Raw genomic sequence first — 23,803 nt, 5'->3', positions numbered from 1 at the left:
GCTATTCGTCGCTCTCGACGTCGGCGCCTTCGGCCGCGCCCATTCCGGCCAGGCTCGCCTCCAGCGCGCCCAGCATCTCCTGCAGCTCCGCAAGCTTGCGCGCGCCGTAGCGCCTAGTGATGGCGGCGTAGATCACCTCGGAGGTCGGCGCCACCGCCTCGATCAGTTTCAATCCCTTGGCGGAGATCGAGACCACCGCGCGCCGCGCATCGTTCTCCGCCGCCTTGCGCTCGATCAGCCCGCGCGCCTCGAGATCGCGCAGGATTCGCGACAGGCTCGGGCCGAGCAGAAACGCCATGCGGGCGAGCTCGGTGACCTCGATCTCGTCGACCGCCGTGAGCGCACGCAGAATCCGCCACTGCTGCTCTGTCAGCCCGTGATTGCGCAGCGACGGCCGGAATTGCCGCATCACCGCTTCGCGCGCGCGGAGCAGCGACATCGGCAGCGAGCGCGAGAACTCGCGCATCGGGGTCCGGCGCGCCGACGCCTCGTCCTCCGGCCGTATCTCATCCAATTTCTTGCGCGCCATGACCTAATCCACCGCAACGAAATTTCGCATTGCAGCATGCCTCGATTCAGTTTGCGGGAATTCATTTAACATGTTAATCATCTCCCGACATCCACTTTTGTGTAGCACGCATGGCCCTCTCCAAGGACGATATCCGCGCTGCCGCCGAGCGGCTCGACACTGCGGAAAAGACCCGCAAGCAAATCCGCCAGCTGTCGCTGGAATACCCGGGCATCACCCTCGACGACGCCTACGCGATTCAGAAGGCCTGGGTCGAGATGAAGGTGGCGCAGGGCCGCATCGTCAAGGGCCACAAGATCGGCCTGACCTCGAAGGCGATGCAGAGCGCGCTCAATATCGACGAGCCGGATTCCGGCATCCTGCTCGACGACATGTTCTTTGCCGATGGCGGGCTGGTGCCGACCGACCGCTTCATCGCGACCCGCGTCGAGGCCGAGCTCGCCTTCGTGATGAAGCATCGCCTCGCGGGACCGGACTGCACGCTGTTCGATGTGCTGAACGCCACCGACTTCGTGGTCCCGGCGCTGGAGATCCTGGATACGCGTGTGGAGCGCGTCGATCCCGAGACCAAGGCGACACGCAAGATCTTCGACACCATCGCCGACAACGCCGCCAATGCCGGCATCGTGCTCGGCGGCCGGCCGATCCGCCCGCTGGAGGCCGACCTGCGCTGGATCGGCGCACTGTGCTTCCGCAACGGCCAGCTCGAGGAAACCGGTCTCGCCGCCGGCGTGTTGAATCATCCGGCGACCGCGGTGGCGTGGCTCGCCAACAAGATCGCGCCGAACGGTTTGGCGCTGGAAGCTGGACAAATCGTGCTGGCAGGCTCCTTCATCCGTCCGATCGAAACCCGCAAGGGTGACACCATCCAGGCCGACTACGGACCGTACGGGTCCGTGAGCTGCTACTTCGCCTGACGCACTCAGGAGCGCTGCATGCCGCATTTCACGCTTGAATATTCCGCCAATCTCGACGGCCTCGTCGACATGGGCGCGACCGTCGAACTGGTCCGCAAGGCCGCCGTCGAGACCGGCATCTTCCCGCTCGGCGGCATCCGGGTTCGCGCCGTCAGGTGCGAGCACTACGCGATCGCCGACGGCCGCAAGACCTACGGCTTTCTCGACATGGTGCTGCGGCTCGGCGAAGGCCGCGACCTCGCGGCTCGCAAGAAGGCCGGCGAGCACATCTTCAAGGCGCTGTCGGCCCATCTCGATCCGGTGTTCGCCAACAGCAAGTTCGCTCTGTCGTTCGACATGCAGATCAACGACAAGGAAACCAGCTGGAAACGCAACAACATCCACGACGCACTGAAGGTGGAGACGGTCAATGGATAAAGCGACAGCGAAATCGTCAGCCGACGTGTTCCAGGCCAACCGCGATCGCGCCGGCCCGCTGCTCGCCAAGCTAAAAGCGGAAGGCATCGGCAATGTGATCGACGGCAAGGTCGTGCCGGCGGCCTCCGGCCAGACGTTTGAGACGAAATCCCCGATCGACGGCACGGTGCTGGCGAGCGTCGCGCGCGGCAATGCGGAGGATATCGACCACGCGGCAACCGCGGCGGCCAAGGCCTTCAATGCCTGGCGCGACATGCCGGCGGCGCAACGCCGCAAGCTGCTGCATCGCGTCGCCGACGCGATCGAGGCGCGCGCCGACGATATCGCCGTACTCGAATGCATCGACACCGGCCAGGCGCACCGCTTCATGGCCAAGGCCGCGATCCGCGCCGCGGAGAATTTCCGCTTCTTCGCCGACAAATGCACTGAGGCCCGCGACGGCCTCAACACGCCCTCGGACGAGCATTGGAACATCTCGACCCGGGTGCCGATCGGCCCGGTCGGCGTGATCACGCCGTGGAATACGCCGTTCATGCTTTCGACCTGGAAGATCGCGCCGGCGCTCGCGGCCGGCTGCACGGTGGTGCACAAGCCCGCCGAATGGTCGCCGGTGACCGCCGACCTGTTGGTCAAACTGGCAAAACAGGCCGGCCTCCCCGACGGCGTGCTCAACACCGTGCATGGATTCGGCGAAGAGGCCGGCAAGGCGCTGACCGAACACCCCGCCATCAAGGCGATCGGGTTTGTCGGCGAGAGCGCGACGGGCTCCGCGATCATGGCGCAGGGCGCACCGACCTTGAAGCGGGTGCATTTCGAGCTCGGCGGCAAGAACCCGGTGATCGTGTTCGACGACGCCGATCTCGACCGCGCGCTCGATGCCGTCGTGTTCATGATCTACTCGCTCAACGGCGAGCGCTGCACCTCGTCGAGCCGGCTGCTGGTCCAGGAAAGCATTGCCGACAAGTTCATCGAGAAGCTGACCGCGCGCGTGAAGGCGTTGAAGGTCGGTCACCCGCTCGACCCCGCGACCGAGATCGGGCCGCTGATCCACGAGCGGCATCTGGCCAAGGTGTGCAGCTATTTCGACGTCGCCAAGAAGGACGGCGCGACCATCGCGGTCGGCGGCAAGCCGCATGACGGTCCCGGCGGCGGCCACTATGTGCAGCCGACGCTGGTCACCGGCGCCAACGCAAGCATGCGCGTCGCGCAGGAAGAGGTGTTCGGCCCGTTCCTGACCGTGATCCCGTTCAAGGACGAGCGAGAGGCCATCGAGATCGCCAATGGCGTGCAATACGGCCTGACCGGCTATGTCTGGACCGGCGAGATGGGCCGCGCGCTGCGCGTCGCCGATGCGCTGGAAGCCGGCATGATCTGGCTCAATTCGGAAAACGTCCGCCATCTGCCGACCCCGTTCGGCGGCATGAAGTCGTCGGGCATCGGCCGCGACGGCGGCGACTACTCGTTCGACTTCTACATGGAAACCAAGCACGTCTCGCTCGCGCGCGGGACGCACAAGATTCAGAAACTGGGATTTTGATTGCACGTCGTTCCGGGGCGCGAAGCGAACCCGGAACCTCGAGATTCCGGGTCTGGTCCTGCGGACCGTCCCGGAATGACGATCCAGAGGGGAAACACCAATGCCCGTTCCGACACACGTTTTCGATCCGCCGTTCAACATCATCCGCTGCAGCCACGCCGTGCTCGACGTCACCGATCTCGACAAGAGCGCCGCCTTCTACGAGAAGACGGTCGGCCTCCATATCGAGGACCGCGACGACAAATCGGTCTATCTGCGCGCCAGCGAGGAGCACCAGCACCACTCGGTGGTGCTGCGCAAGGCGGCGAAGGCGGCCTGCAACCGGCTCGGCTTCAAGGTCGGCAACGACGGCGACCTCGACAAGGCGGCCGCGTTCTGCTCAGAGAACGGCATCACCTACGCTTTCGTCGACCAGCCGTTCCAGGGCCGCACGCTGCAATTCACCGATCCGTTCGGCTTCCAGATCGAGCTCTACGCCACCATGGAGAAGCGCCCGCATCTGCTGCGGCGCTACGATCTCTACAAGGGCTGCCATCCGCAGCGGCTCGACCATTTCAACGTGTTCGCCGCCGAGGTGCAGGACACCGTCGATTTCTACGCCCGGCTCGGCTTCCGCCTCACCGAATATGCCGAGGAGGACGGCGACCAGGGGCGCATCGCAGCCGCCTGGATGCACCGCAAGGGCAATGTCCACGACTTCGCCATCACCAACGGCCGTGGCCCGCGCCTGCACCACATCGCCTATTGGGTGCCGACCGCGATGAACATCGTGCATCTCTGCGACGTGATGGCCTCCTCCGGCTTCCTCAAGAACATCGAGCGCGGCCCGGGCCGGCACGGCATCTCCAACGCCTTCTTCCTCTACATCCGCGATCCCGACGGCCACCGCATCGAGCTCTACACCAGCGACTATTTCACCGGGGATCACGACCACGAGCCGCTGCGCTGGTCGCTGCGCGATCCGCGCCGCCAGACGCTGTGGGGCGCGCCGGCGCCACGCTCCTGGTTCGAGGAGGGTTCGACCTTCGCAGGGCAGGCGGTGCGCGAGCCGCGCTTCGTCGCCGACGTCTTGGTTGCGGACTGAGGGATCGCCGATGTCAGCCCCTCGCCTCGCCACCTATTCCGTCAACGGCGCCACCCTCTATGGCGCTGTCACCGACACCGGGATCGTCGACCTCGCGTCGCGCTTCGCCAGGGATTATCCGACCTTGCGCGAGGCGATCGCCGCCGGCGCGCTGGGCAAGCTCGTGGAAGACGCGGCCAGGCGATCGCCCGACCACGCGCTCGACGCGGTCGCCTTTCAGCCGCCGATCCCGGCGCCGGACAAGATCATCTGCATCGGCGTCAACTATCCGGACCGCAATGCCGAATACAAGGACGGCTCGGACGCGCCGAAATACCCCAGCATGTTCCTGCGGGTGCCGCGCTCCTTCGTCGGCCACAACACGCCGGTGGTGCGGCCGCGGATCTCGCCGCAGCTCGACTATGAGGGCGAGCTGGTGCTGGTGATCGGCAAGGCCGGCCGCCACATTCCGGAAAGCACCGCACTCGACCACATCGCCGCGATCACGCTCTGCAACGAAGGCACCATCCGCGACTGGGTGCGCCATGCCAAGTTCAACGTCACCCAGGGCAAGAACTTCGATTCGACCGGCAGCCTCGGCCCGTGGATCGTGCCCTACAGCAGCGAAGCGCAGATCGCCGATGTCAGGCTGACCACGCGGGTCAACGGCGAACTCAGGCAGGACGACCGCACCTCGCGCTTGATCTTCGGCTTCCGCTACCTCATCAACTACATCTCGACCTTCACGACGCTGGTTCCCGGCGACGTCATCGTCACGGGGACGCCGACCGGTGCAGGTGCGCGGTTCGATCCGCCGCGTTATCTGAAGCCCGGCGATGTCGTCGAGGTCGAGGCCGAAGGCGTCGGCATCCTGCGCAACGGCGTCGTCGACGAAGCCATCTAACCCTGCAAGCAAGTGGACAGTGCCATGACCTCAACATCCGGCGGCGAAGCGATCGTCAACGGCCTCGTCGCCCACGGCGTCGACACCGTGTTCGGCCTGCCCGGCGCGCAGATCTATGGCCTGTTCGATGCCTTCCACCAGGCGCAGCTCAAGGTGATCGGCGCCCGGCATGAGCAGGCCTGCGGCTACATGGCGTTCGGCTATGCCCGCTCCTCCGGCAAAACAGGCGTGTTCAGCGTGGTGCCCGGCCCCGGCGTGCTCAACGCCTCGGCGGCGCTCTTGACTGCGTTCGGCTGCAACGAGCCGGTGCTGTGCCTGACCGGCCAGGTGCCGACGCAATTCCTCGGCAAGGGCCGTGGCCACCTGCACGAGATGCCGGACCAGCTCGCGACGCTGCGCAGCTTCGTGAAATGGGCGGAGCGGATCGAATACCCCGACAATGCGCCCGCGATGGTGTCGCGCGCCTTCCAGGAGATGCTGTCGGGCCGGCGTGGCCCCGCGTCGCTGGAGATGCCGTGGGACGTGTTCACCCAGCGCACAGAGGTCGCAGCCGTCAAGCCGTTCGATCCGTTGCCGGCGCCGCAGCCCGATCCGGACCGCATCAAGGCGGCCGCCGATCTGATCGCCGGCAGCAAGACGCCGATGATCTTCGTCGGCAGCGGCGCCATCGAGGCGCGCGAGGAGATCCTCGAGCTCGCCGAGATGATCGACGCGCCTGTCGTCGCTTTCCGCAGCGGCCGCGGCATCGTCTCCAATGCGCATGAACTCGGGCTCACCATGGCCGCAGCCTACAGACTGTGGCCGAAGACCGACCTGATGATCGGCATCGGCACGCGGCTCGAGCTGCCGACGATGTCGCGCTGGCCCTATCAGCCGGCCGGCTTGAAATGCGTACGCATCGACATCGATCCGGTCGAGCTGCGGCGCTGGCCGGCCGACGCCGGCGTGATCGCCGACGCGAAGGCTGCGACCTCCGACCTGGTCGCGGCCGTCCGCAAGGCCGGCTACAGCAAGACCTCCGGCCGCCGCGCCGCGATCCGCGAGGCGACCGCCGCGACCGAGCAGGAGATCCAGCGCATCCAGCCGCAGATGGCCTACCTGAAGATCCTGCGCGAGGTGCTGCCGGCGAATGCCATCGTCACCGACGAGCTGTCGCAGGTCGGCTTCGCCTCGTGGTACGGCTTTCCGATCTACGAGCCGCGCACCTTCGTCACCTCCGGCTATCAGGGCACGCTCGGCTCCGGCTTCCCGACCGCGCTCGGCGCCAAGGTCGCCAATCCGAACAAGCCGGTGGTCGCCATCACCGGCGACGGCGGCTTCATGTTCGCCGTGCAGGAGCTCGCCACCGCGGTGCAGTTCAAGATCGGCGTGGTGACCCTGGTGTTCAACAACAACGCCTATGGCAATGTCCGCCGCGACCAGCGCGAGCGCTTCGACGGCCGCGTCGTGGCCTCCGACCTGGTCAACCCTGATTTCGTCAAGCTCGCGGAATCCTTCGGCGTCGGCGCGGCGCGCGTCACCTCGCCGGATCACTTCCGCCCGGTGCTGGAGAAGGCGCTGGCCGACGGCGGGCCCTATGTGATCTCGATCGAAGTGCCGACCGATTCCGAAGTCTCGCCCTGGGCGTTCATCCATCCGGCAAGGAACGACTAGGCGCTCTTCACGCCGCGGTGCAGCCGCGACGCGGCGATCACGAGCAGGCCGGCGCCGGCGACCGACCAGCAGGCGACCGGCGCCCAATGCACCAGGGGCGCATAGTCCGGCATCTTCTGCAGGCCGCCCGCAACCGCCGCCATCCGCGCGAAGGTCGCAAACGCCAGCGCCGAGAACACGAGGCCGGTGACCTTGCCCTCTGCGCCGGTCTCGCCGATCGCGAGCGCCGCGGATACCGCGCTCATCAGCATGCAGCCCCAGGCCGCGCCCGCCATGAACTGCGCTGCGATCAGCACGTTGAGGCTTCCGGCGATCTCCGCGGCAACGATGGCGAAGGCACCGAGCAGTCCCGCCGCGCCCATCACGATCAGGCCGCCGCGATGCTTGACGACGATGCTGGCCGGAAACATCGCGATGTTGAAGCCGATCCAGAACACCGGCATCAACCATTGCAACTCGTTCGATTTGGCAAAGCGCAAATAGAACGGGGCGCTGTTGATGTTGAAGTGCAGCTGATAGCCAAGCGACAGCAGCACCATCGAGCCGATCAGGAACATCGGCACGGCGCCGAGCCGCTTTGCCGGTACAGCGAGCAGCACGGGCTCGGTCTCCGCCGCGATACGCCGCTCGATCCCCGAGAACGCGAGCGCGGTCAGCAGCAGCACCGCGCCCGACAGTGCGAACGGCAGCCGCGCATCATGATCGCGCAGCACAACGCCGAGATAGGGCGAGACCGCGCCCGCGATGCCGTAGCCCAGCATCGCCAGCGCGGCGAGGAACGGGACCGACGGCTGCGCGCGATACTTGCCGAGTAGCGTCAGCGGCGGCGCGCGCAACGCCGACGACGTCACGGCCCAGATCACGATCAGCCCGATCAGCCAGGCCTTTGCGCCCGGCCCGGTGCCGGCGACATAAGGCAGCGCGATGAAGGCGGCGCAGGAGATCGCGGCGAGGATGCCGACGAACAGGCCGAGCCGGCCCGACCAGGACTGAGATCCTGTCGGCGGCCATGCCCATCGCGGTGTCGGTGATGGTGAAGATGGCCTGGTCCATCATCAGGATCAGGATCACGGTTGACGGCGCGATGCCGACTTCGGCGCACAGCTTCGGCAGATAGATCAGGTAGGTCGTCCAGCCCAGCGTGAATACGAGCTGCAGCAGGGCGAGATAGACGCCGGTGCGATTGACCGCGCGGTCGGCCTTGGTGGTCATCCGCCAAGTCTAGACCAGCCGGCGCCTCAGCGCACCCTACGGAAGGTCAAATTGATGCGCTGGCGGCCGAGCACGCCGTGCTCACCGTCTGCGAGCGGCGCCACGCCGTGATAAAACAGCCGTGACGGCCCGCCCCACACCGCGACATCGCCATGTTCGAGCCGGTAGCGTCGCGGCGTGTCGCTGCGCTTCAGCCCGCCGAACAGGAAGATCGCCGGCAGCCCGAGCGAGATCGAGACGATCGGCGCGCCGTAATCGAGCTCGTCCTTGTCCTGATGCAGCGACAGTTTTGCGCCGGGCACGTAGCGGTTGATCAGGCAGGCTTGCGGCGCGAAGCCGCTGAAGCCGGCCTCACCAGCAGCATCGGCGGCGAGCCTGCGCAGCACCTCCGGCATTTCAGGCCAGGGCTGTCCGCTCTCAGGATCGATCGGATCATAGCGATAGCCGCTCGCGTCGGAGACCCAGCCGACGCTGCCGCAATTGGTCATCGCAACCGACATGCGGTGACCGCCGGGCGTGATCAAATGCCGGAACGGCGCCTGCTTGACGATGACGCGCAAGGCCGGGATCAGCTCGGCCTCGAACGGCCGGACGAAGCCGCGCAGCAGCACGGCGCCGTCCGCGATCGTCTCGCGCGGCGGCCTTGCATCGCCAATGGTCTCGAACAGATCAGCGGCCACGCCTCGCTCGCACTCACTTTGCGTCGTGGAAGATCACACCAACGGTGTGGCGATGGCCGGACCTGATCCGGCTGACGCCATGGCGGAGATTGACACGATACGCTCCGCGTGTCCCCTGCACCGGACGGTGATGCACGGCAAAAGCCACCGCATCGCCCTTGGTGAGCGGCACCACCTCCGGCCGCGACTGCATCCGCGGCCGCTGCTCGGTCAGCACGAACTCGCCGCCGGTGAAATCGCGCCCCGGCTCGGACAGCAGGATCGCGACCTGGATCGGGAACACGTGCTCGCCATAGAGATCCTGGTGCAGGCAGTTGTAGTCGCCCTCGCCATATTGCAGCAGCAACGGCGTCGGCCGCGTCTGCCCGGCATCGTGGCAGCGCTTCAGGAATGCCGCATGCGACGGCGGATAGCTGATCGCGATCCCCATCGTCTGGTTCCAGCGATTGGCGGTCGCGGTCAGCCGCGCATACAGCGCCGGCCGCAGCTCCGCGATCAGCTCCGGCAGCGGATAGGAGAAATACTTGTACTCGCCGCGGCCAAAACCGTGGCGGCCCATCACGACCTTGCTGCGGAACCGGCTGTCGTCGGGATACAGCGCGGCGATGGCATCGCATTCCTCAGGCGTCAGCAGCCCGTTGAGGACGGCGCAGCCCTGCCCGTCGAGCTCGGTGGTGATCCGGTCCCAGTCGAGCGCGTCGACGCGGGCGAGGCTGTTGCTGGATGGGCGGGTGAGGGTTTTGGCTGTTGCTGTCATGGGATGGAATCTGGCGCATGATTGCGCCCCGCGCCACCCGATTTCCGATCCAGATCTGCCGAGAACGCTGCCATAATCACGGTGTCGTCCCTGCGAAAGCAGGGACCCATAACCACAGGTGCCGGTTGTTAGAAAGCCGTCCAGCCGCGTGCCCTTTCCGAAAGCCGCGGCGTATGGGTCCCTGCTTTCGCAGGGACGACGTGTGGAGAGAGTGTCGCTCGGCTGTCGAGGAACGACGCGCGGAAAAAATCAGCCCCTGACCGGCAGCGTGATCACGTCGTAGCCGTGGCTGATCTTCCGCTTCAGCACGGGGTCTTCCAGCTCGAAGTCGAAGCGGCTGGCGGGGCGGATGCCGCCTTTGGCGGCGAAGGTGCCGCCGAACATGGCGCAGCCGTCCGGCAGCGCGCCGTTGTCGAAGCCGCGCGCGATCAGGTCCTTGACCGGCAGCATGTGATCGAGCGTGCCTTCCTGGTAAAGCACGCGCTGGCCGCCGATTGTGGCCCAGGAGCGCAGGATGAGCTGGTCCCAATGGCCGATGACGTCCTCGAGCTCCCACAGTTCAGATGCCATCGGCTTGTCGCACATCTGCTTCGACACCGTGACGCTGTAGCTCTCGACCTTGCGGTCGGTATGATCGGAGCCGCAGCCGACGAAGATGCGGCCCTGCCAGCCGATCAGGACGAACTCGACCTCGCCGCTGGAGTCCTCGCCGCAGACCTCGATCGTGTCGGCGAAGGTCAGCCGGCGGGCTGAGCAGCGGTAGTAGATCGGCGTCGTCGCGGGCCGCGCGATGCCGAGCGCCTCGAGCTCGGCGATGTGCTTGTCGCGCGCCACCGGATCGCGGCCGGTCCAGCCGGCGATCACCGCTTGCTTGATTTCGAGCGTGAGCGGCGTCGCGACGCCCTTGTCATCGATAGTGAAGGTGAGATCAAACACGGATGACGGTCTCCATTCCGGCCGCGAGCTCGAAGATGCGGCGATCCGAACCGCCGGCGGCGGCGAGCATCAGGCCGACCGGTGCCTCACCCTCACGATGCGCGGGCAGCGAGATGGCGCAGCCGTCGAGCGTGTTGATCAGCGAAGGATTGCGCAGCGCGCGCAGATTCTCCGTTGCGAACGTCCTGTCATCGGCAAGCGCGGCGATGCTCGGCGGCAGGTTCGCGGTGGTCGGCAGCACCAGCGCGTCGTAGGGCGCGATGCGCGCTTCGGTGCGGGCAGTGAACGAGCGGCGCGCGTTGATGAGATCGATGTAGTCGGCCGCAAGGAAACCCTCGCCGCGCTGGATGCGTACTGCAACGCGGGGATCGTAGATGTCGCCCTTGCTGGCCAGCAGGAAGCGGTGCCAGGCATAGCTCTCGGCCGCCGAAAACCCGCCCTTGGCGTTCATCACGCCGACGTCGAGGAATTCAGGAACCTCGATGCGCTCGATCAAGGCGCCGGCGCGCGACAGCGACGCCAGCGCGCGCTCGAAGGTTCTTGCGACGGCATCGTCGAGGTCATCGAGCGCGATCGTGGTCGGCACCGCGAGCCGCATGCCCTTGACCGGGCGCGGGGTCAGCGACGTCACCAGCTCGTCGGCCAGCACGGCATCGAGCGCGGCGCAGCAGGCCACCGAATTCGCCAGCGGGCCGTAGCTGTCCAGCGTAAACGACAGCGGCACGCCGCCATCGAGCGGAATCCGGCGCTGCGTCGGCTTGTAGCCGACGATGCCGTTGAAGGCGGCCGGAATCCGGCAGGAGCCGCCGGTGTCGGTGCCGAGCGCGCCGAACGCCATGCCGTCGGCGATCGAGACCGCCGCGCCGGAGGACGAGCCGCCCGGCACATGGCCGACGCTCCGGTTCCAGGCGCTCTTCGGCGTGCCGTAATGCGGATTGATGCCGATGCCGGAATAGGCGAATTCGGTCATGTTGGTGCGGCCGATCACGATGAAGCCGGCGCGCTTGAGCCGCGCCACCACAGGCGCATCGGCATCCGCCGGCGCGGAATCCTCCAGCGCCCGCGAGCCCGCCCGCGTCACCTGACCCTTGATGTCGAACAGGTCCTTGATCGAGACCGGAATGCCGGCGAAGGGCGACGGTGCCGCGTTGGCCTTGCGCAGCCGGTCCATGGCGTCGGCGGCGTCCAGCGCGGCGTCGCGGTCGACATGGATGAAGGTGCGCTGGCCCTCGCCTGCCGGGTCGGCAATCCTGGCGATGCATTGCTCGACGAGCTTGCGGGCGGAAGTCGCGCCGCTGGCGAGATCGGCGGCAAGGGAGGCGAGTGTCGGATTGTTCGGCATGGTTTTCACTTCACGGCTTGCACTTCACGGCGTGCGCTTCATGGCGTGCGCTTCATGGCTTGCAGCCGATTGTCGCGCGAACCGGGGCCGATTTCCAGTGCACCGGCCCCGCCTCGCATCACTATCACTTCAGCCCGAAATAGGCCCGGTGCAGCTCTTCATTGCCGCTCATTTCGGCGACCGTGCCGGAGAAGCGGATACGGCCGCCTTCCAGCACGAAGACGCGGGTGGCAATCTCGAGGAAGCCGATATTCTGCTCGGCGATCAGGAGCGCCAGGCCGCGGCCCTGCAGGCTCGACAGGGCGCGCAGCACCTCCTTGACGAACAGCGGCGACAGCCCGGCCGAGGGCTCGTCCATGACCAAGAGCTTCGGCTCGGCCGACAGCGCCTTGGCGATGCCGAGCATCTTGCGCTGGCCGCCGGACAGGCTGGAGGCCGGGTCGCGGCGCTTGTCGCGCAGCACCGGAAACAGGCCGTAGAGTTCGTCGACCCGCGCGCCCGGATTGGCATGGCCCAGCGCCTGCGCGCCGACCCGGATGTTCTCCTCGATCGACAGGTCGGGAAACACCGCGAGCTCCGACATGTAGGTCATGCCGCGCTTCATGCGGTCCGAGGAGCGCATTCTGGTGATGTCCTCGCCGCCGAGCTTGATGTGGCCGCTGCGGGCTTCGATCAGGCCGACCAGCGACTTCAGGAAGGTGGTCTTGCCCGCGCCATTGGCGCCGAGCAGCAGCACGGTTTCGCCGGGGCGGACGTCGAGATCGACGCCCCACAACACCTGCATGGTGCCGTAGCCGGCGTCGACACCGCTGGCGTCGAGAAGCGGCGCTGCGTCAGTGGGCATGCTCGCCTCCCAAAAACACCTCGATCACCTGCGGCTCGCGCACCGCGGTCGCGAGCGTGCCCTCGAAGATCTCCTTGCCCGCATTGAGCACGATGACGCGGTCGGTGATCTGCTCGATGAAGCCCATCAGATGCTCGACCACGATGATCGCCATGCCGGTCGCGGCCAGCGCCTTGATGCGGCCGGCGATCCAGTCGAGCTCCGCCGGGTTGAGCCCGGCGGCAAGCTCGTCGAGCAGCAGCAGCCGCGGCCGCGTCGCAAGCGCGCGGGTCAGATCGAGCATCTTCTGCTGCGCGCTGTTGAGGTCGGCTGCGGGGCGGTCGGCGACCTCCTTCAGCCGATATTCGTCGAGCAGCTCGGCGATCGATGGCGGCGTGCCGGCGGCGCCGCCATAGGCCAGCGCCACCTGGATGTTCTCGCGCACGGTCAGCGACAGGAACGGCTTCGGCACCTGGAAGGTGCGGTTGATGCCGCGATGGACGAGCTTGTGCGAGGCGACGCCGCCGGAGGATGTGCCGTCGAACACCACCTCACCGCCATCGGGGGCATAGAGGCCGGAGATCACGTTGATCGCCGTGGTCTTGCCGGAGCCGTTCGGGCCGACGAGCCCGAGGATCTCGCCGGGCACGACGTGAAAGCTCAGCCCGTCGAGCGCGTGGAAGCCGCCGAAGCGCTTGACCAGCTTCGAGACCTTGAGGATCGGGGTTTTTCTCAGGGGACATGCCACCCCCTGCGGGTTGCCAGCGACACCAGGCCTGCGGGCAGGAACAGCACCAGTCCCATGATCAACAGGCCATAGATCAGCTGGAAATATTGCGGTGTGGTGAAGCCGATCAGATTGTAGATGCCGTAGAGGATCAGCACGCCGACGATCGGTCCGGTGATGGTGGCAACCCCGCCGAACAGCGCGAACACGATGGCGAAGATCGAGAACTCGCCGGAGAACACGTTGTCGGGATAGAACACCGAGACATACCAGGCATAGATGCCGCCGGCGAGGCCGGCGACCAGCGCCGAGGCGAGCCACGCGATCACCCGCATCTTGATGATGTTGACGCCGGCCATCGAGGCCGACACCGCATCCTCGCGCACGGCTTGCAGCGCAAGCCCGAACGGAGAGTTCTTCAGATAGACCACCGCGCCGACGGTCAGCGCCATCACCACCACGGCGGCGTAATAGGCGTGGGTCGGGTTGAAGGTGCCGGTCAGCGACACGCCGTAGGGGCCCTTGGTGATGCCCTCCAGCGCCGGGTTGGCGACGAAGTGCAGCACCGCGAGCGAGGCCGCGAGGTTCGCGATCGCGAAATACGCGCCCGACAGCCGCAATAACGGCGTCAGCAGCAGGCCCAGCGCGACCGCGACGGCGCCGCCGACCAGCACCGCGAGCGGCGCCGGCGTCTGCAGGTGCATCACCATGATGGCAAAGCCATAGGCGCCGGCACCGAAGAAGCCGACATAGCCGAACGGCAGATAGCCGGTGAAGCCATAGATGATGTTCACGCCCTGCGCGAGGATCAGGAAGATCACGAAGTTGAACAGCAAAAGATGGTTTTGATAGACGCCGGGCAGCAGTGCGAACACCACCACCAGCGGCGCCAGGATGAACAGCAGGTGTTTCGAGGCGTTAGGCAACGCGCACCCGCCTTCCGAGCAGACCGCTCGGGCGCAGCAACAGGATCACGATCAGCAACACATAGGGCAGCAAGTCGGCCCAGGAACTGAGATAGGTCTGCACCAGCATGTAGCAGAGACCATAGACGACGCCGCCGAGCGCGGTGCCCAAGGGATTGCCGAGCGAGCCGAGCACGACGATGGCGAACGAGGTCACGGTGGCATCGGCGCCGAACGCCGGCGTCACCGAGCCGAACATGAAGGGCGCGAACACGCCGGCGATGGCCGCGAGCCCGAGCCCGATGCCGAACGCCGCCGCCGAGACGCGATCGACGTCGATGCCGGTCGCCAAGGCCTCGTCGCGGCGCGACATCACCGCGCGGGTCAGGGTGCCGAGCCGGGTATGGTAGAGATAGAGGTAGACCAGCCCGATCGCGATCAGGCTGGTGATCGCCGCGATCACCCAGGGCGCGGGAAAGCCCTGGCCGAAGATCTGGATCGGCCCTGCGCCACCTGCCTTGCCGCCGAACCACTTCACCTTGATGGTCGTGAACACGGTGCCGAGCAGCCGGCTCTGGATCGAGCGCTCGCTGGTGCCGGCGAAGATCGTGGTGACGGCTTCGATCACCTGCGACAGGCCGAAGAACAGGATGATCGACAGCATTTCCGGATTGGCCGAGCCCTGCAGCCGCGGCACCAGCACCCAGTAAAGCAGCACACCCGCGAGCACGAAGACCACGAAGGCCAGCGGCACCGCGAACAGCGGATCGATGCCGGCGATGCCGACCACGCCCAGCGCGATGAAGGCGCCGAGCATCAGGATGTCGCCATGCGCAAGGTTGACGATGCGCATGACGCCGAACACGAGATTGAGACCGATGCCGACCAGGCTGAAATACAGCCCGAACAGCACGCCGGCAACAAGCGCATAGGTCATGCTATCGCTCGCCGCCGAAGGTGTACGCCTGCCGCTGTCAATCGCATCACGGGGCCGGATAGATCGGCTTGCCGGTGGCGGTCTCGTGCGGATAGATCGAGACGAACTTGATGTGATCGTGCTCGTCGACCGTGAGCTGACCAAGCGGCGTTAGTTCGCCGATCTGGCCGCCGGTCTCGTCCAGCGCGAAGGTGCCGTCGAGCGTCTTGAGCTGGCCGCTGAGCGAGAACACCGCGCGGCGCAGCTCCATCTGGTCGAGGCTGGTTGCAACCGACAGCGTCTTCTCGATCACCAGCGCCGTGGTGTAGCCGGCCACCGCGTTGAAGCCGAACTCCATCTTGCCGTCGTTGTACTTCTTGGTCCAGGCGGCGCGGAAATCCTTCATGTTCATCCCGAAATTGACGGGATAATCCAATTCGGACGGCGGCACATAGGTCCAGATGTGCTCCAAGCCCTTGGCGCCGACATTCTTCTCCAGCAGCTCGGTCTCGAGGCCGGCATAGATCGCGAACAGCATCTTGAACTTGGTGCCGACGTCCTGGACGTTGCGCAGGAAGGCGATGTCGTTCGGCGCATAGCCGAAATGGATCACCGCGTCGGGATTGGCGTTGCTGATGTTATTGATGATGACGTTGTAATTGGTGGTCTCGGTCGGAACGCCCTGGTCGTAGACGATCTCGATCGGCGCGCCGGACTCCTTGACGAACTTGCGGAACGCGTTGGCCTGGGTGCCGGTGAACTCGTTGGTCGCGTACAGGATCGCGATCTTCTTGATGCCGAGCCCGGGGCCGTCATGGCTGATGAAGTCGGCGACCGGCTTGGGCCAGACCGTCGACACCGGGTCGGCCATCAGCGCGATGTAGGGATTGTCCTTGGAGAAGAAGCTGGCACCGGTGCCGGTCTGGTCGAACAGGAACATCTTGTGGTCGCGCGCGATCGCAACCGCGGGCGCCGTCAGCACCGATCCGGAATCGGCGACCAGGAGGTCGACCTTATCCTGGGTGACCAGCTGGTTATAAAGCGTCGACGCGGTCGCCGTATTGCTCTGGTCGTCATAGGACACGAGCTTGATCGGGATCTTCTTGTCGAACGCCTTCACGAACACGCCGCCCTCGGCGTTCTTCTGCTCGACCCACAATTTCAGCGAGCTGTAGACCGGCATCGAGATCGAGGCGTAGCGCCCCGAGGACGCGTAGAGCGTGCCGATCTTGATCTCCGACGGTGCGTCGGCGGCCATCGCCTGCGTGGCAAATGCGAGGCTGGCAGCGAGTGCCGCGCCGATGATCCTCAGCATGATATTGTTCCTCCCGGGTATCTTTGACGTGTCTTGGACGTATCTTGGACGCGGCCCTTCTACGCGCCGGACCGGAGCGACACAAGCACGCCGGCCTTAGCAATTGTGCGAGGGGCGGAATATGCGGCATGCGCGGGACACAGGCCGCTGCGCGGAGCATGGATGGACCGTTGACGGGCGTTGGTCCGATGGCGCATCAAGACCGTAACGATTTCGGGAGGAGACTATAGACATGGCCGAGCCCGCGCGCGCGAAACCAAAGCCGACGCCTGAGACCCAGCATTTCTGGGACGGCACCAAGGCCGGTGAGCTGCGCCTGCAGCGCTGCGACGCCTGCGCCAATGTCTATTTTCCGCCGCGGCCGTTCTGCCCCTCCTGCGCCTCGCGCAAGGTCTCGGTGTTCAAGGCCAGCGGCAGGGGCAAGCTCTACAGCTACGTCATCAACCACCGCCCCGCCGCGCCCGGCTTCACGCCGCCTTATGCGATCGCCGTGGTCGAACTCGACGAGGGCCCGCGCATGATGAGCAACATCATCGATTGTCCGCAGACGCCGGAAGCGCTCGAGCTCGACATGCCGCTCGAGGTCGCCTTCGAGGCCCTCGACGACAAGATCACCCTTCCCTTGTTCCGGCCGGCGAAGGGGTAACGCAATGCGCAGGAACCAGGTTGCCGTCGTCGGTGCGGCCGAGACCACCGAGCTCGGCGTCATCCCCAACATGTCGCAGATCCAGCTGCACGCGGACGCGGCGCTGAACGCGATCGCGGACGCAGGCCTGAAACTGTCGGACATCGACGGCTTCGCTACCGCGGTCGAGACCCCGCAGCAGATGGCGCATTATCTCGGCATCACCCCGACCTGGGTCGACGGCACCTCGGTCGGCGGCTGCTCGTTCATGCTGCATGTCCGCCACGCCGCCGCCGCGATCGAGGCCGGCCTCTGCAAGACCGTGCTGATCACCCATGCCGAGAGCGGCAAGTCGATGATCGGCAAGCAGCCGCGCTTCACCGCGCCCGACAGCCTCAATGGCCAGTTTGAGGCGCCGTTCGGCGTCTACGGGCCGCCGAGCATGTTCCCGATACCGGTGCTGCGCTTCATGAAGACCCACGGCATCACGCATGAGCAGCTCGCGATGGTCGCCGTCGTGCAGCGCGAATGGGCGGCGAAGAATCCGCGCGCGACCATGAAGGAGCCGATCACGGTCGCCGACGTCCTGAACTCGCGGATGATCGCCTATCCGTTCCGGTTGCTGCAATGCTGCCTCGTCACCGACGGCGGCGGCGCGCTGATCCTGACCTCGGCCGACCGCGCCAAGGATTTCCCGAGAAAGCCGGTCTATATCCTCGGCACCGGCGAGAGCGTGGAAACGCCGATGGTCAGCCAGATGAAGACTTTTGACAGTTCGCGCGCCTTCAAGGTGGCAGGCCCGCTGGCGTTCAAGGAGGCCGGCATCACCCACAAGGACGTCGATCACCTGATGATCTACGACGCCTTCGCGCACCTGCCGCTCTACGGCCTCGGCGACCTCGGCTTCATGCCTTACGAGGAAACCGGCAAGTTCATCGCCGACGGCAACACCCGCCCCGGCGGCAAGCTGCCGCTCAACACCAATGGCGGCGGCCTCAGCTACATGCACTCCGGCATGTACGGCATGTATGCGCTGCAGGAGAGCGTCCGGCAGATGCGCGGCATTGCACCCGCACAGGTGCCGAACGCCAAGATTTCGGTCTGCCACGGCGTCGGCGGCATGTTCGCCGCGTCGGGCACGATCATCTTTACGAATGAACGATAGTCATTCGTCATTCCGGGATGCGCCGTCAGGCGCAGGCCCGGAATCCATCGTGCGGCAAAATGGATTCCGGGCTCGCGCTTCGCGCGCCCCGGAATGACGACGAAGAGCGCAATCGAAAGCGGAGAACCCACATGGCAAAATCACTGCAGGATAAAGTCATCATCGTCACCGGCGCAGGCCGCGGCATCGGGCGCGAGATCGCGCTGCTGTGCGCGGCGGAAGGCGCCAAGGTCGTGGTCAACGATCCCGGCGGCGCGGCGGATGGCGCAGGCTCGAGCGCAGCGCCCGCCGAGGAGGTGGTCGAGGAGATCAAGAAGCGCGGTGGCACCGCGGTCGCCAATTTCGAATCGGTGGCGGAAGCCATTCCCGCGAGCAAGATCGTGAAGACCGCGACCGATCATTTCGGCCGGCTCGACGGCGTCGTCAACAATGCCGGCATCCTGCGCGACATGATCTTCCACAAGATGAGCGTGGAGGCCTTCGAGGCCGTCATCAAGGTGCATCTGATGGGCTCGTTCTATGTCAGCCACGCTGCGGCGCGGATCTACCGCGAGCAGGAATCGGGCTCCTTCGTGCACTTCACCTCGACTTCCGGCCTGATCGGCAATTACGGCCAGGCCAACTATGCCGCCGCCAAGCTCGGCATCGTCGGCCTGTCGAAATCGATCGCGCTCGACATGGGCCGCTTCAACGTGCGCTCGAACTGCGTGTCGCCGTTCGCCTGGACCCGCATGATCGGCACGATCCCGACCGAGACCGATGCCGAGAAGGCCCGCGTCGAGAAGATCAAGCAGATGGGCCCGGAGAAGATCGCGCCGGTCTGCGCCTATCTGCTCTCGGATGCCGCCAAGGACGTCACCGGCCAGATCTTCGGCGTGCGCATGAACGAGATCTTCCTGTTCGGCCAGCACCGTCCGGTGCGCTCGGTGCATCGCGGCGAAGGCTGGACGCCCGAGACCATCGCCGAGCACGGCATGCCGGCGCTGAAGGGATCGTTCGCCAAGCTCGACCGCTCGGCCGACGTCTTCACCTGGGATCCGATCTGATCTGATCTTCGGATCCGATCTGACGGTTTTATGAAATGTCGCCTCGACGAGAACGTCGGGGCGGCACACTCTTTGGTTGTTCCTTCATAGCGTGCCCGCATTGTGCCAGAATTGCGGGGGTATGATCGTCCTCCCGATAACAAGAAACCTGGGAGGACTTTCGTGACAAATCCAAGCAACACACATCCGAGCAACACAGCGAAAAACGAGGGCGACGGAACGAAGGCGTTCGACCGTCGAACGATCTTGCGCGGCGCAACCGCGCTTGCTGCAACTGCGATGGCCGCATCCGATGCCACCGCGCGCGACTTCGGCCCCAATGCGGAGCCGCAGCGCTATCCCGATCCTGATATCGTCGTGATCGACGACAAGCGCTTCAAGGCCAAGGTCGGCAACACCGCGATCAAGCGCCTCTACACCGGCTGCCTGTGGGCCGAAGGCCCGGCCTGGAATGCGCAGGGCCAGTATCTGGTGTGGAGCGACATCCCGGCCAACCGGCAGCTGCGCTATCTCGACGATGACGGCCACATCTCCGAGCAGTTCCACAAGCCGTCGAACGAGGCCAATGGCTCGACCTTCGATTTCGAGGGCCGGCAGATCACCGCCGAGCGCACCCGGCTGGTGCGCTACGAGCACGACGGAACCGTGACGTCATTGGCGGAGCAGGCCAATGGCAAGCCGCTCAACGGGCCGAACGACATGGTCGTGCATCCCAACGACAAGTCGATCTGGTTCACCGACCCCGGCTACGGCGCGATCTCGATCTATGAAGGCCAGCGCGCCAATACCGGTTCGAACCAGCCCTATCAGAAGGAGGCCGTCTACCGCATCGACGCTTCGACCGGGCAGATCACCAAAGTCTGCGACGAACCGTTCAAGCCGAACGGCATCGCCTTCAGCCATGACTATAAGAAGGTCTATGTCTGCGACACCGGCATCACGCACTATCCGAACGCCAAGAACATCGTCTGGCAGTACGATCTCAACGGCGACAAGCTGTCCAACCCGCGCACGCTGATCGACATGACGCTGGACGGCAAGTCCGGCTTCCCCGACGGCATGCGCGTCGACATCGACGGCAATATCTGGGTCGGCGCCGGCTGGGTGGGACCGGGCTATGACGGCGTGCAAGTGTTCGCGCCTGACGGTGCGCGCATCGGCCAGATCCTGCTGCCCGAAACCTGCGCCAACCTCACCTTCGGCGGCAAGAAGCGCAACCGCCTGTTCATGACCGCAAGCCAATCGCTGTATGCGGTCTATGTGGAGACGCGGGGCGCGCATAATTGTTGATCGATCTTCCTTCCGTCGTCATTGCGAGGAGCGAAGCGACGAAGCAATCCATGTCACCGCTTGCGGCCCAATGGATTGCTTCCCTGCGCTCGCAATGACGGCGCAGGCATCACGGCCTTAGCCGCTATTCCTCAACCCCGCCGAAATCCCGTTGATCGTGATCTGGATCCCGCGCAGCACCTGCTCGTCCGGGTTCTGCGCGCGATGCTCCTTGAGCAGTTCCACCTGCACGTGATTGAGCGGGTCCATGTAGGGGAAGCGGTTGCGGATGCCGCGCTCCAGCAGCGGGTTGCCCTGCAGCAACCGGTCGTGGCCCATGATGTCGAGCAGCGTCTCGATCGAAAGATGCCACTCGCGGCGGATCTGGCCGAAGATTTTCTCGCGCAACGCAACGTCGGGCACCAGCTCGGCGTAGCGCGACGCGATCGCGATCGAGCTCTTTGCCAGCACCATATCCATGTTGGACAAGAGCGTGCGGAAGAACGGCCATTCCCGGTACAGCTCCTGCAGGAACGGCATGCCCTGCTCCGGATGCTCCGCGATCCAGGTCTCGACCGCCGCGCCGAAACCGTACCAGCCCGGCAGCATCAGCCGGCATTGCGCCCAGGAGAACACCCAGGGAATCGCGCGCAGATCCTCGATCTCGCGGGTCTTCTTGCGCGAGGCCGGACGGCTGCCGATGTTCAAGGTCGCGATCTCGTTGATGACGGTCGAGCCCCAGAAATAATCGGCAAAGCCTTCGGTCTCGTAGACGAGCCCGCGATAGGCCTTGAAGGCGAGCGCGGAAATCTCCTCCATCGCCTTGAGATATTCGGGGCGCGGCGCGCTCTGCCGCGGCTGCAGCAGGCTGGTCTCCAGCGTTGCCGCGGCGAGGATCTCCAGATTGCTGCGGCCGACCTCGGCATTGGAATATTTCGACGAGATGATCTCGCCCTGCTCCGTGATGCGGATCTGGCCGTTCACCGCGCCGCCGGGCTGCGCGATGATCGCATCGTAGCTCGGGCCGCCGCCGCGGCCGACCGAGCCGCCGCGGCCGTGGAACAGGCGAAGCCGCACGCCGTGCCGCTCGAACACCTCGACGAGGCCGATCTCGGCCTTGTAGAGCTCCCAGCCCGAGGTGACGAAGCCGCCATCCTTGTTGCTGTCGGAATAGCCGAGCATCACCTCCTGCACGCCGCCGAGACTGTCGACCAGCTTGCGATAGTCGTGCAGCGCCAGCATGCGGTCCATGATGTGGCTTGAGGCCTGCAGATCCTCGATGGTCTCGAACAGCGGCACGATGTTGACGGCGCTGCGGCCGGACGGGTTGACGAGGCCAACTTCCTTCAGCAACACGGCGACCTCGAGCATGTCGGACATGCCCTTGCACATCGAGATGATGCATTGGGAGATCACCTCGGGGCCGAATCTGGCATGCGCCTCGGCCGCGGCCCGGAACACGGCGAGCTCACTCTGGGTCTCCTCGGAATATTTGACGAAGGGCGAGGCCAGCGGCCGCGCGCTGCGCAACTCGCCGAGCAGCAGGCTGACGCGCGCGTCCTCGCCGAGCGCCAGATAAGACATGCCGGGATTGGCGGTGTCGAGCAGCTCGGCAATTGTGCGTTCATGCACCGCGGAATTCTGGCGGATATCGAGCCGCGCCAGATGGAAGCCGAAGCAATCCACCGCCCGCCGCAGCTGCCGCAGCCGGCCGCGCGCGATCACGCCGGAATTGTTCGCGATCAGCGAGCGATTCAGCACGTCGAGATCGGCCTGGAATTCCTTCACGCTCGCATAGGGCTCGGCCTTGCCGACCGGCGGCCGCGTGGTCTCGACCTCGAGCCGCATCGCGGTGGCGGCAAGCCGCGCATAGATGCCGGATACCGCCAGACGATACGGCTCGCCGCTGCGATGCGGCGAGGTGTCGGGTGAACGCTCGGCGAGGATCCGCAGCTCGTCCGAGACGTCGGCGAGGTGCGCCGCCAGCGACAGCTCGGCGCCGAGCGCGTGCAGCTCCTCGAGATAGAAGCTGAGCACCCGGCTTGACTGCAGCCGCAAGGTGCCGCGCATCACCTCCGCGGTGACGAACGGATTGCCGTCGCGGTCGCCGCCGATCCAGCTTCCCATCGTCAGGAACGAGGCGAGATCGCCGGCCTCGCCGCCCTCCTTGTTCAGCCGGTCCTCCAGCGCGCAATGCAGCCGCGGCACCTCCCGCAGGAAGGTGTAGTCGTAGAACGACAGGCCGTTGCCGACCTCGTCGAGCACGGTCAGCTTGGTCCGGCGCAAGAGATTGGTCTGCCACAGCGTCACGACGGCGCGGCGAAGCTGCTCGTCGCTGGCCTCGCTCTCGTCCGGCGTCATCTGCAGCCGCTCGCGGCGGTCGAGCAGGTCGGCGATCTCCATCTCGCGGTCCATCGTGCTCTTGCGGCGGACCTCGGTCGGATGCGCTGTCAGGACCGGGCTGACCAGCGCGCTCTTGAAGAAGCTGCGCAGATCGGCCGGGCTGATGCCGGCCTGGCGGGCATGCACCAGCGTCTGCTCCAGCGTGCTCGGCCGCGGCGCCCCGCTCGGGCCGCGGCTGCGCATCTGGCGGATGTTGTTCTGGTCCTCGGCGATGTTGGCGAGGTGGGAGAAATAGCTGAACGCGCGGACGATCCGCAGCGTCTCGGCGATCGACATGCCGTCGAGGATGCCTTCCAGCTCGCGCCGCGCCAGCTTGTCCTCGTCGCGGTGGAACCGGACCGAGGTCTGGCGGATGCGCTCGACCAGGTCGAACACCTCGGCCCCTTCCTGGTCGCGCACGGTGTCGCCGAGTACGCGCCCCAGCAGGCGGATGTCGTTCCGCAGCCGTGCATCCTCCTCCTGCGCCTGCACTTCTGCCGCGCGCCGGTCGGTCTCGGAAGGCATCGTCTGGGGAGGCAAAGTCTGGGGAGACAAAGTCTGGGGAGACATGGCTGGCTACTCCAGAGGTTGCCCGGCTCGCTCCCAAGTGTGCGCTTTTTTTGCCGCAGCGCAAGATGAACTTGCGCGGTGCACACGTCCACCAACGTCGTCCCGGCCTTCGC

The 23,803-nt window shown here is 65.8% G+C and carries 21 protein-coding genes and 1 pseudogene; 10 read left to right on the top strand and 12 right to left on the bottom strand.

Annotated elements, in window-relative coordinates; translation table 11 throughout:
- Position 1: 1 nt before the first annotated feature.
- Positions 2–529, bottom strand: coding sequence for a homoprotocatechuate degradation operon regulator HpaR (gene hpaR, locus ACVMB0_RS20400; protein WP_456755889.1), 528 nt, complete (start codon positions 527–529; stop codon positions 2–4).
- A gap of 110 nt (positions 530–639) precedes the next feature.
- Here hpaR and hpaH point away from each other — a divergent pair, with 110 nt between their 5' ends.
- The 6 genes from hpaH (at position 640) to ACVMB0_RS20370 (ending at position 7,020) form a co-directional block, all read left to right on the top strand.
- On the top strand, positions 640–1,446 hold the full coding sequence (gene hpaH / locus ACVMB0_RS20395; protein ID WP_461347449.1) for a 2-oxo-hept-4-ene-1,7-dioate hydratase: 807 nt from the start codon (positions 640–642) through the stop codon (positions 1,444–1,446).
- Between the two features lie 18 nt (positions 1,447–1,464).
- A complete protein-coding gene (locus ACVMB0_RS20390) occupies positions 1,465–1,863 on the top strand; it encodes a 5-carboxymethyl-2-hydroxymuconate isomerase (protein ID WP_461347448.1) in 399 nt (132 codons plus the stop codon).
- A complete protein-coding gene (gene hpaE / locus ACVMB0_RS20385) occupies positions 1,856–3,400 on the top strand; it encodes a 5-carboxymethyl-2-hydroxymuconate semialdehyde dehydrogenase (protein ID WP_461347447.1) in 1,545 nt (514 codons plus the stop codon). The genes ACVMB0_RS20390 and hpaE overlap by 8 nt, the downstream gene beginning before the upstream one ends.
- 100 nt (positions 3,401–3,500) lie before the next feature.
- A complete protein-coding gene (gene hpaD, locus ACVMB0_RS20380; RefSeq protein WP_461347446.1) occupies positions 3,501–4,484 on the top strand; it encodes a 3,4-dihydroxyphenylacetate 2,3-dioxygenase in 984 nt (327 codons plus the stop codon).
- 10 nt (positions 4,485–4,494) lie between these two features.
- The gene (locus tag ACVMB0_RS20375) at positions 4,495–5,367 is read left to right on the top strand and encodes a fumarylacetoacetate hydrolase family protein (protein WP_456798365.1); all 873 of its coding nucleotides are present in this window, start codon (positions 4,495–4,497) and stop codon (positions 5,365–5,367) included.
- Between the two features lie 24 nt (positions 5,368–5,391).
- Positions 5,392–7,020: a thiamine pyrophosphate-dependent enzyme gene (locus tag ACVMB0_RS20370; protein ID WP_461347445.1), complete on the top strand. Its 1,629-nt coding sequence runs from the start codon at positions 5,392–5,394 to the stop codon at positions 7,018–7,020.
- Here ACVMB0_RS20370 and ACVMB0_RS20365 read toward each other — a convergent pair.
- From ACVMB0_RS20365 to ACVMB0_RS20320, 10 genes and pseudogenes are all read right to left on the bottom strand, one after another.
- A pseudogene (locus ACVMB0_RS20365) lies at positions 7,017–8,232 on the bottom strand (MFS transporter). The gene ACVMB0_RS20370 and the pseudogene ACVMB0_RS20365 overlap by 4 nt on opposite strands.
- Positions 8,233–8,258: 26 nt before the next feature.
- A complete protein-coding gene (gene alkB / locus ACVMB0_RS20360) occupies positions 8,259–8,912 on the bottom strand; it encodes a DNA oxidative demethylase AlkB (protein WP_461347444.1) in 654 nt (217 codons plus the stop codon).
- Between the two features lie 13 nt (positions 8,913–8,925).
- Positions 8,926–9,669, bottom strand: coding sequence for a 2OG-Fe(II) oxygenase (locus tag ACVMB0_RS20355; protein WP_461347443.1), 744 nt, complete (start codon positions 9,667–9,669; stop codon positions 8,926–8,928).
- Between the two features lie 249 nt (positions 9,670–9,918).
- Entirely contained in the window at positions 9,919–10,605 is a 687-nt protein-coding gene (locus tag ACVMB0_RS20350) for a DUF2848 domain-containing protein (protein ID WP_461347442.1), read from the bottom strand.
- Entirely contained in the window at positions 10,598–11,947 is a 1,350-nt protein-coding gene (locus ACVMB0_RS20345; protein WP_461347441.1) for an amidase, read from the bottom strand. Before ACVMB0_RS20345 ends, ACVMB0_RS20350 begins: the two co-directional genes overlap by 8 nt.
- A gap of 124 nt (positions 11,948–12,071) precedes the next feature.
- The gene (locus ACVMB0_RS20340; protein WP_050626185.1) at positions 12,072–12,791 is read right to left on the bottom strand and encodes an ABC transporter ATP-binding protein; all 720 of its coding nucleotides are present in this window, start codon (positions 12,789–12,791) and stop codon (positions 12,072–12,074) included.
- Complete coding sequence (locus ACVMB0_RS20335; protein ID WP_461347440.1) at positions 12,781–13,518, bottom strand: ABC transporter ATP-binding protein; 738 nt, start codon at positions 13,516–13,518, stop codon at positions 12,781–12,783. Before ACVMB0_RS20335 ends, ACVMB0_RS20340 begins: the two co-directional genes overlap by 11 nt.
- Entirely contained in the window at positions 13,503–14,423 is a 921-nt protein-coding gene (locus tag ACVMB0_RS20330; protein ID WP_456755903.1) for a branched-chain amino acid ABC transporter permease, read from the bottom strand. The genes ACVMB0_RS20335 and ACVMB0_RS20330 overlap by 16 nt, the downstream gene beginning before the upstream one ends.
- Positions 14,416–15,339 (bottom strand): branched-chain amino acid ABC transporter permease, encoded by a 924-nt coding sequence (locus tag ACVMB0_RS20325; RefSeq protein ID WP_461347439.1) that lies wholly within the window; start codon positions 15,337–15,339, stop codon positions 14,416–14,418. Before ACVMB0_RS20325 ends, ACVMB0_RS20330 begins: the two co-directional genes overlap by 8 nt.
- Positions 15,340–15,385: 46 nt before the next feature.
- The gene (locus tag ACVMB0_RS20320; protein WP_456755904.1) at positions 15,386–16,633 is read right to left on the bottom strand and encodes an amino acid ABC transporter substrate-binding protein; all 1,248 of its coding nucleotides are present in this window, start codon (positions 16,631–16,633) and stop codon (positions 15,386–15,388) included.
- Between the two features lie 232 nt (positions 16,634–16,865).
- Here ACVMB0_RS20320 and ACVMB0_RS20315 point away from each other — a divergent pair, with 232 nt between their 5' ends.
- From ACVMB0_RS20315 to ACVMB0_RS20300, 4 genes are all read left to right on the top strand, one after another.
- On the top strand, positions 16,866–17,279 hold the full coding sequence (locus ACVMB0_RS20315) for a Zn-ribbon domain-containing OB-fold protein (protein ID WP_461347438.1): 414 nt from the start codon (positions 16,866–16,868) through the stop codon (positions 17,277–17,279).
- A 4-nt stretch (positions 17,280–17,283) separates the two neighbouring features.
- On the top strand, positions 17,284–18,423 hold the full coding sequence (locus ACVMB0_RS20310; protein WP_461347437.1) for a thiolase C-terminal domain-containing protein: 1,140 nt from the start codon (positions 17,284–17,286) through the stop codon (positions 18,421–18,423).
- A gap of 131 nt (positions 18,424–18,554) precedes the next feature.
- Positions 18,555–19,469, top strand: a complete 915-nt coding sequence (locus tag ACVMB0_RS20305) for an SDR family oxidoreductase (RefSeq protein WP_456798375.1) — start codon at positions 18,555–18,557, stop codon at positions 19,467–19,469.
- A gap of 243 nt (positions 19,470–19,712) precedes the next feature.
- Entirely contained in the window at positions 19,713–20,759 is a 1,047-nt protein-coding gene (locus ACVMB0_RS20300) for an SMP-30/gluconolactonase/LRE family protein (protein ID WP_456756587.1), read from the top strand.
- A gap of 117 nt (positions 20,760–20,876) precedes the next feature.
- On the opposite strand, the gene ppc is transcribed toward ACVMB0_RS20300, so the two are convergent.
- The gene (gene ppc, locus ACVMB0_RS20295) at positions 20,877–23,645 is read right to left on the bottom strand and encodes a phosphoenolpyruvate carboxylase (RefSeq protein WP_461349689.1); all 2,769 of its coding nucleotides are present in this window, start codon (positions 23,643–23,645) and stop codon (positions 20,877–20,879) included.
- Positions 23,646–23,803: the final 158 nt, after the last annotated feature.

The organism is Bradyrhizobium sp. USDA 4451 (genome assembly GCF_054822585.1).
Note: the sequence above shows the minus strand (reverse complement) of the source record. Positions and strands in the feature narration are given on the sequence as shown.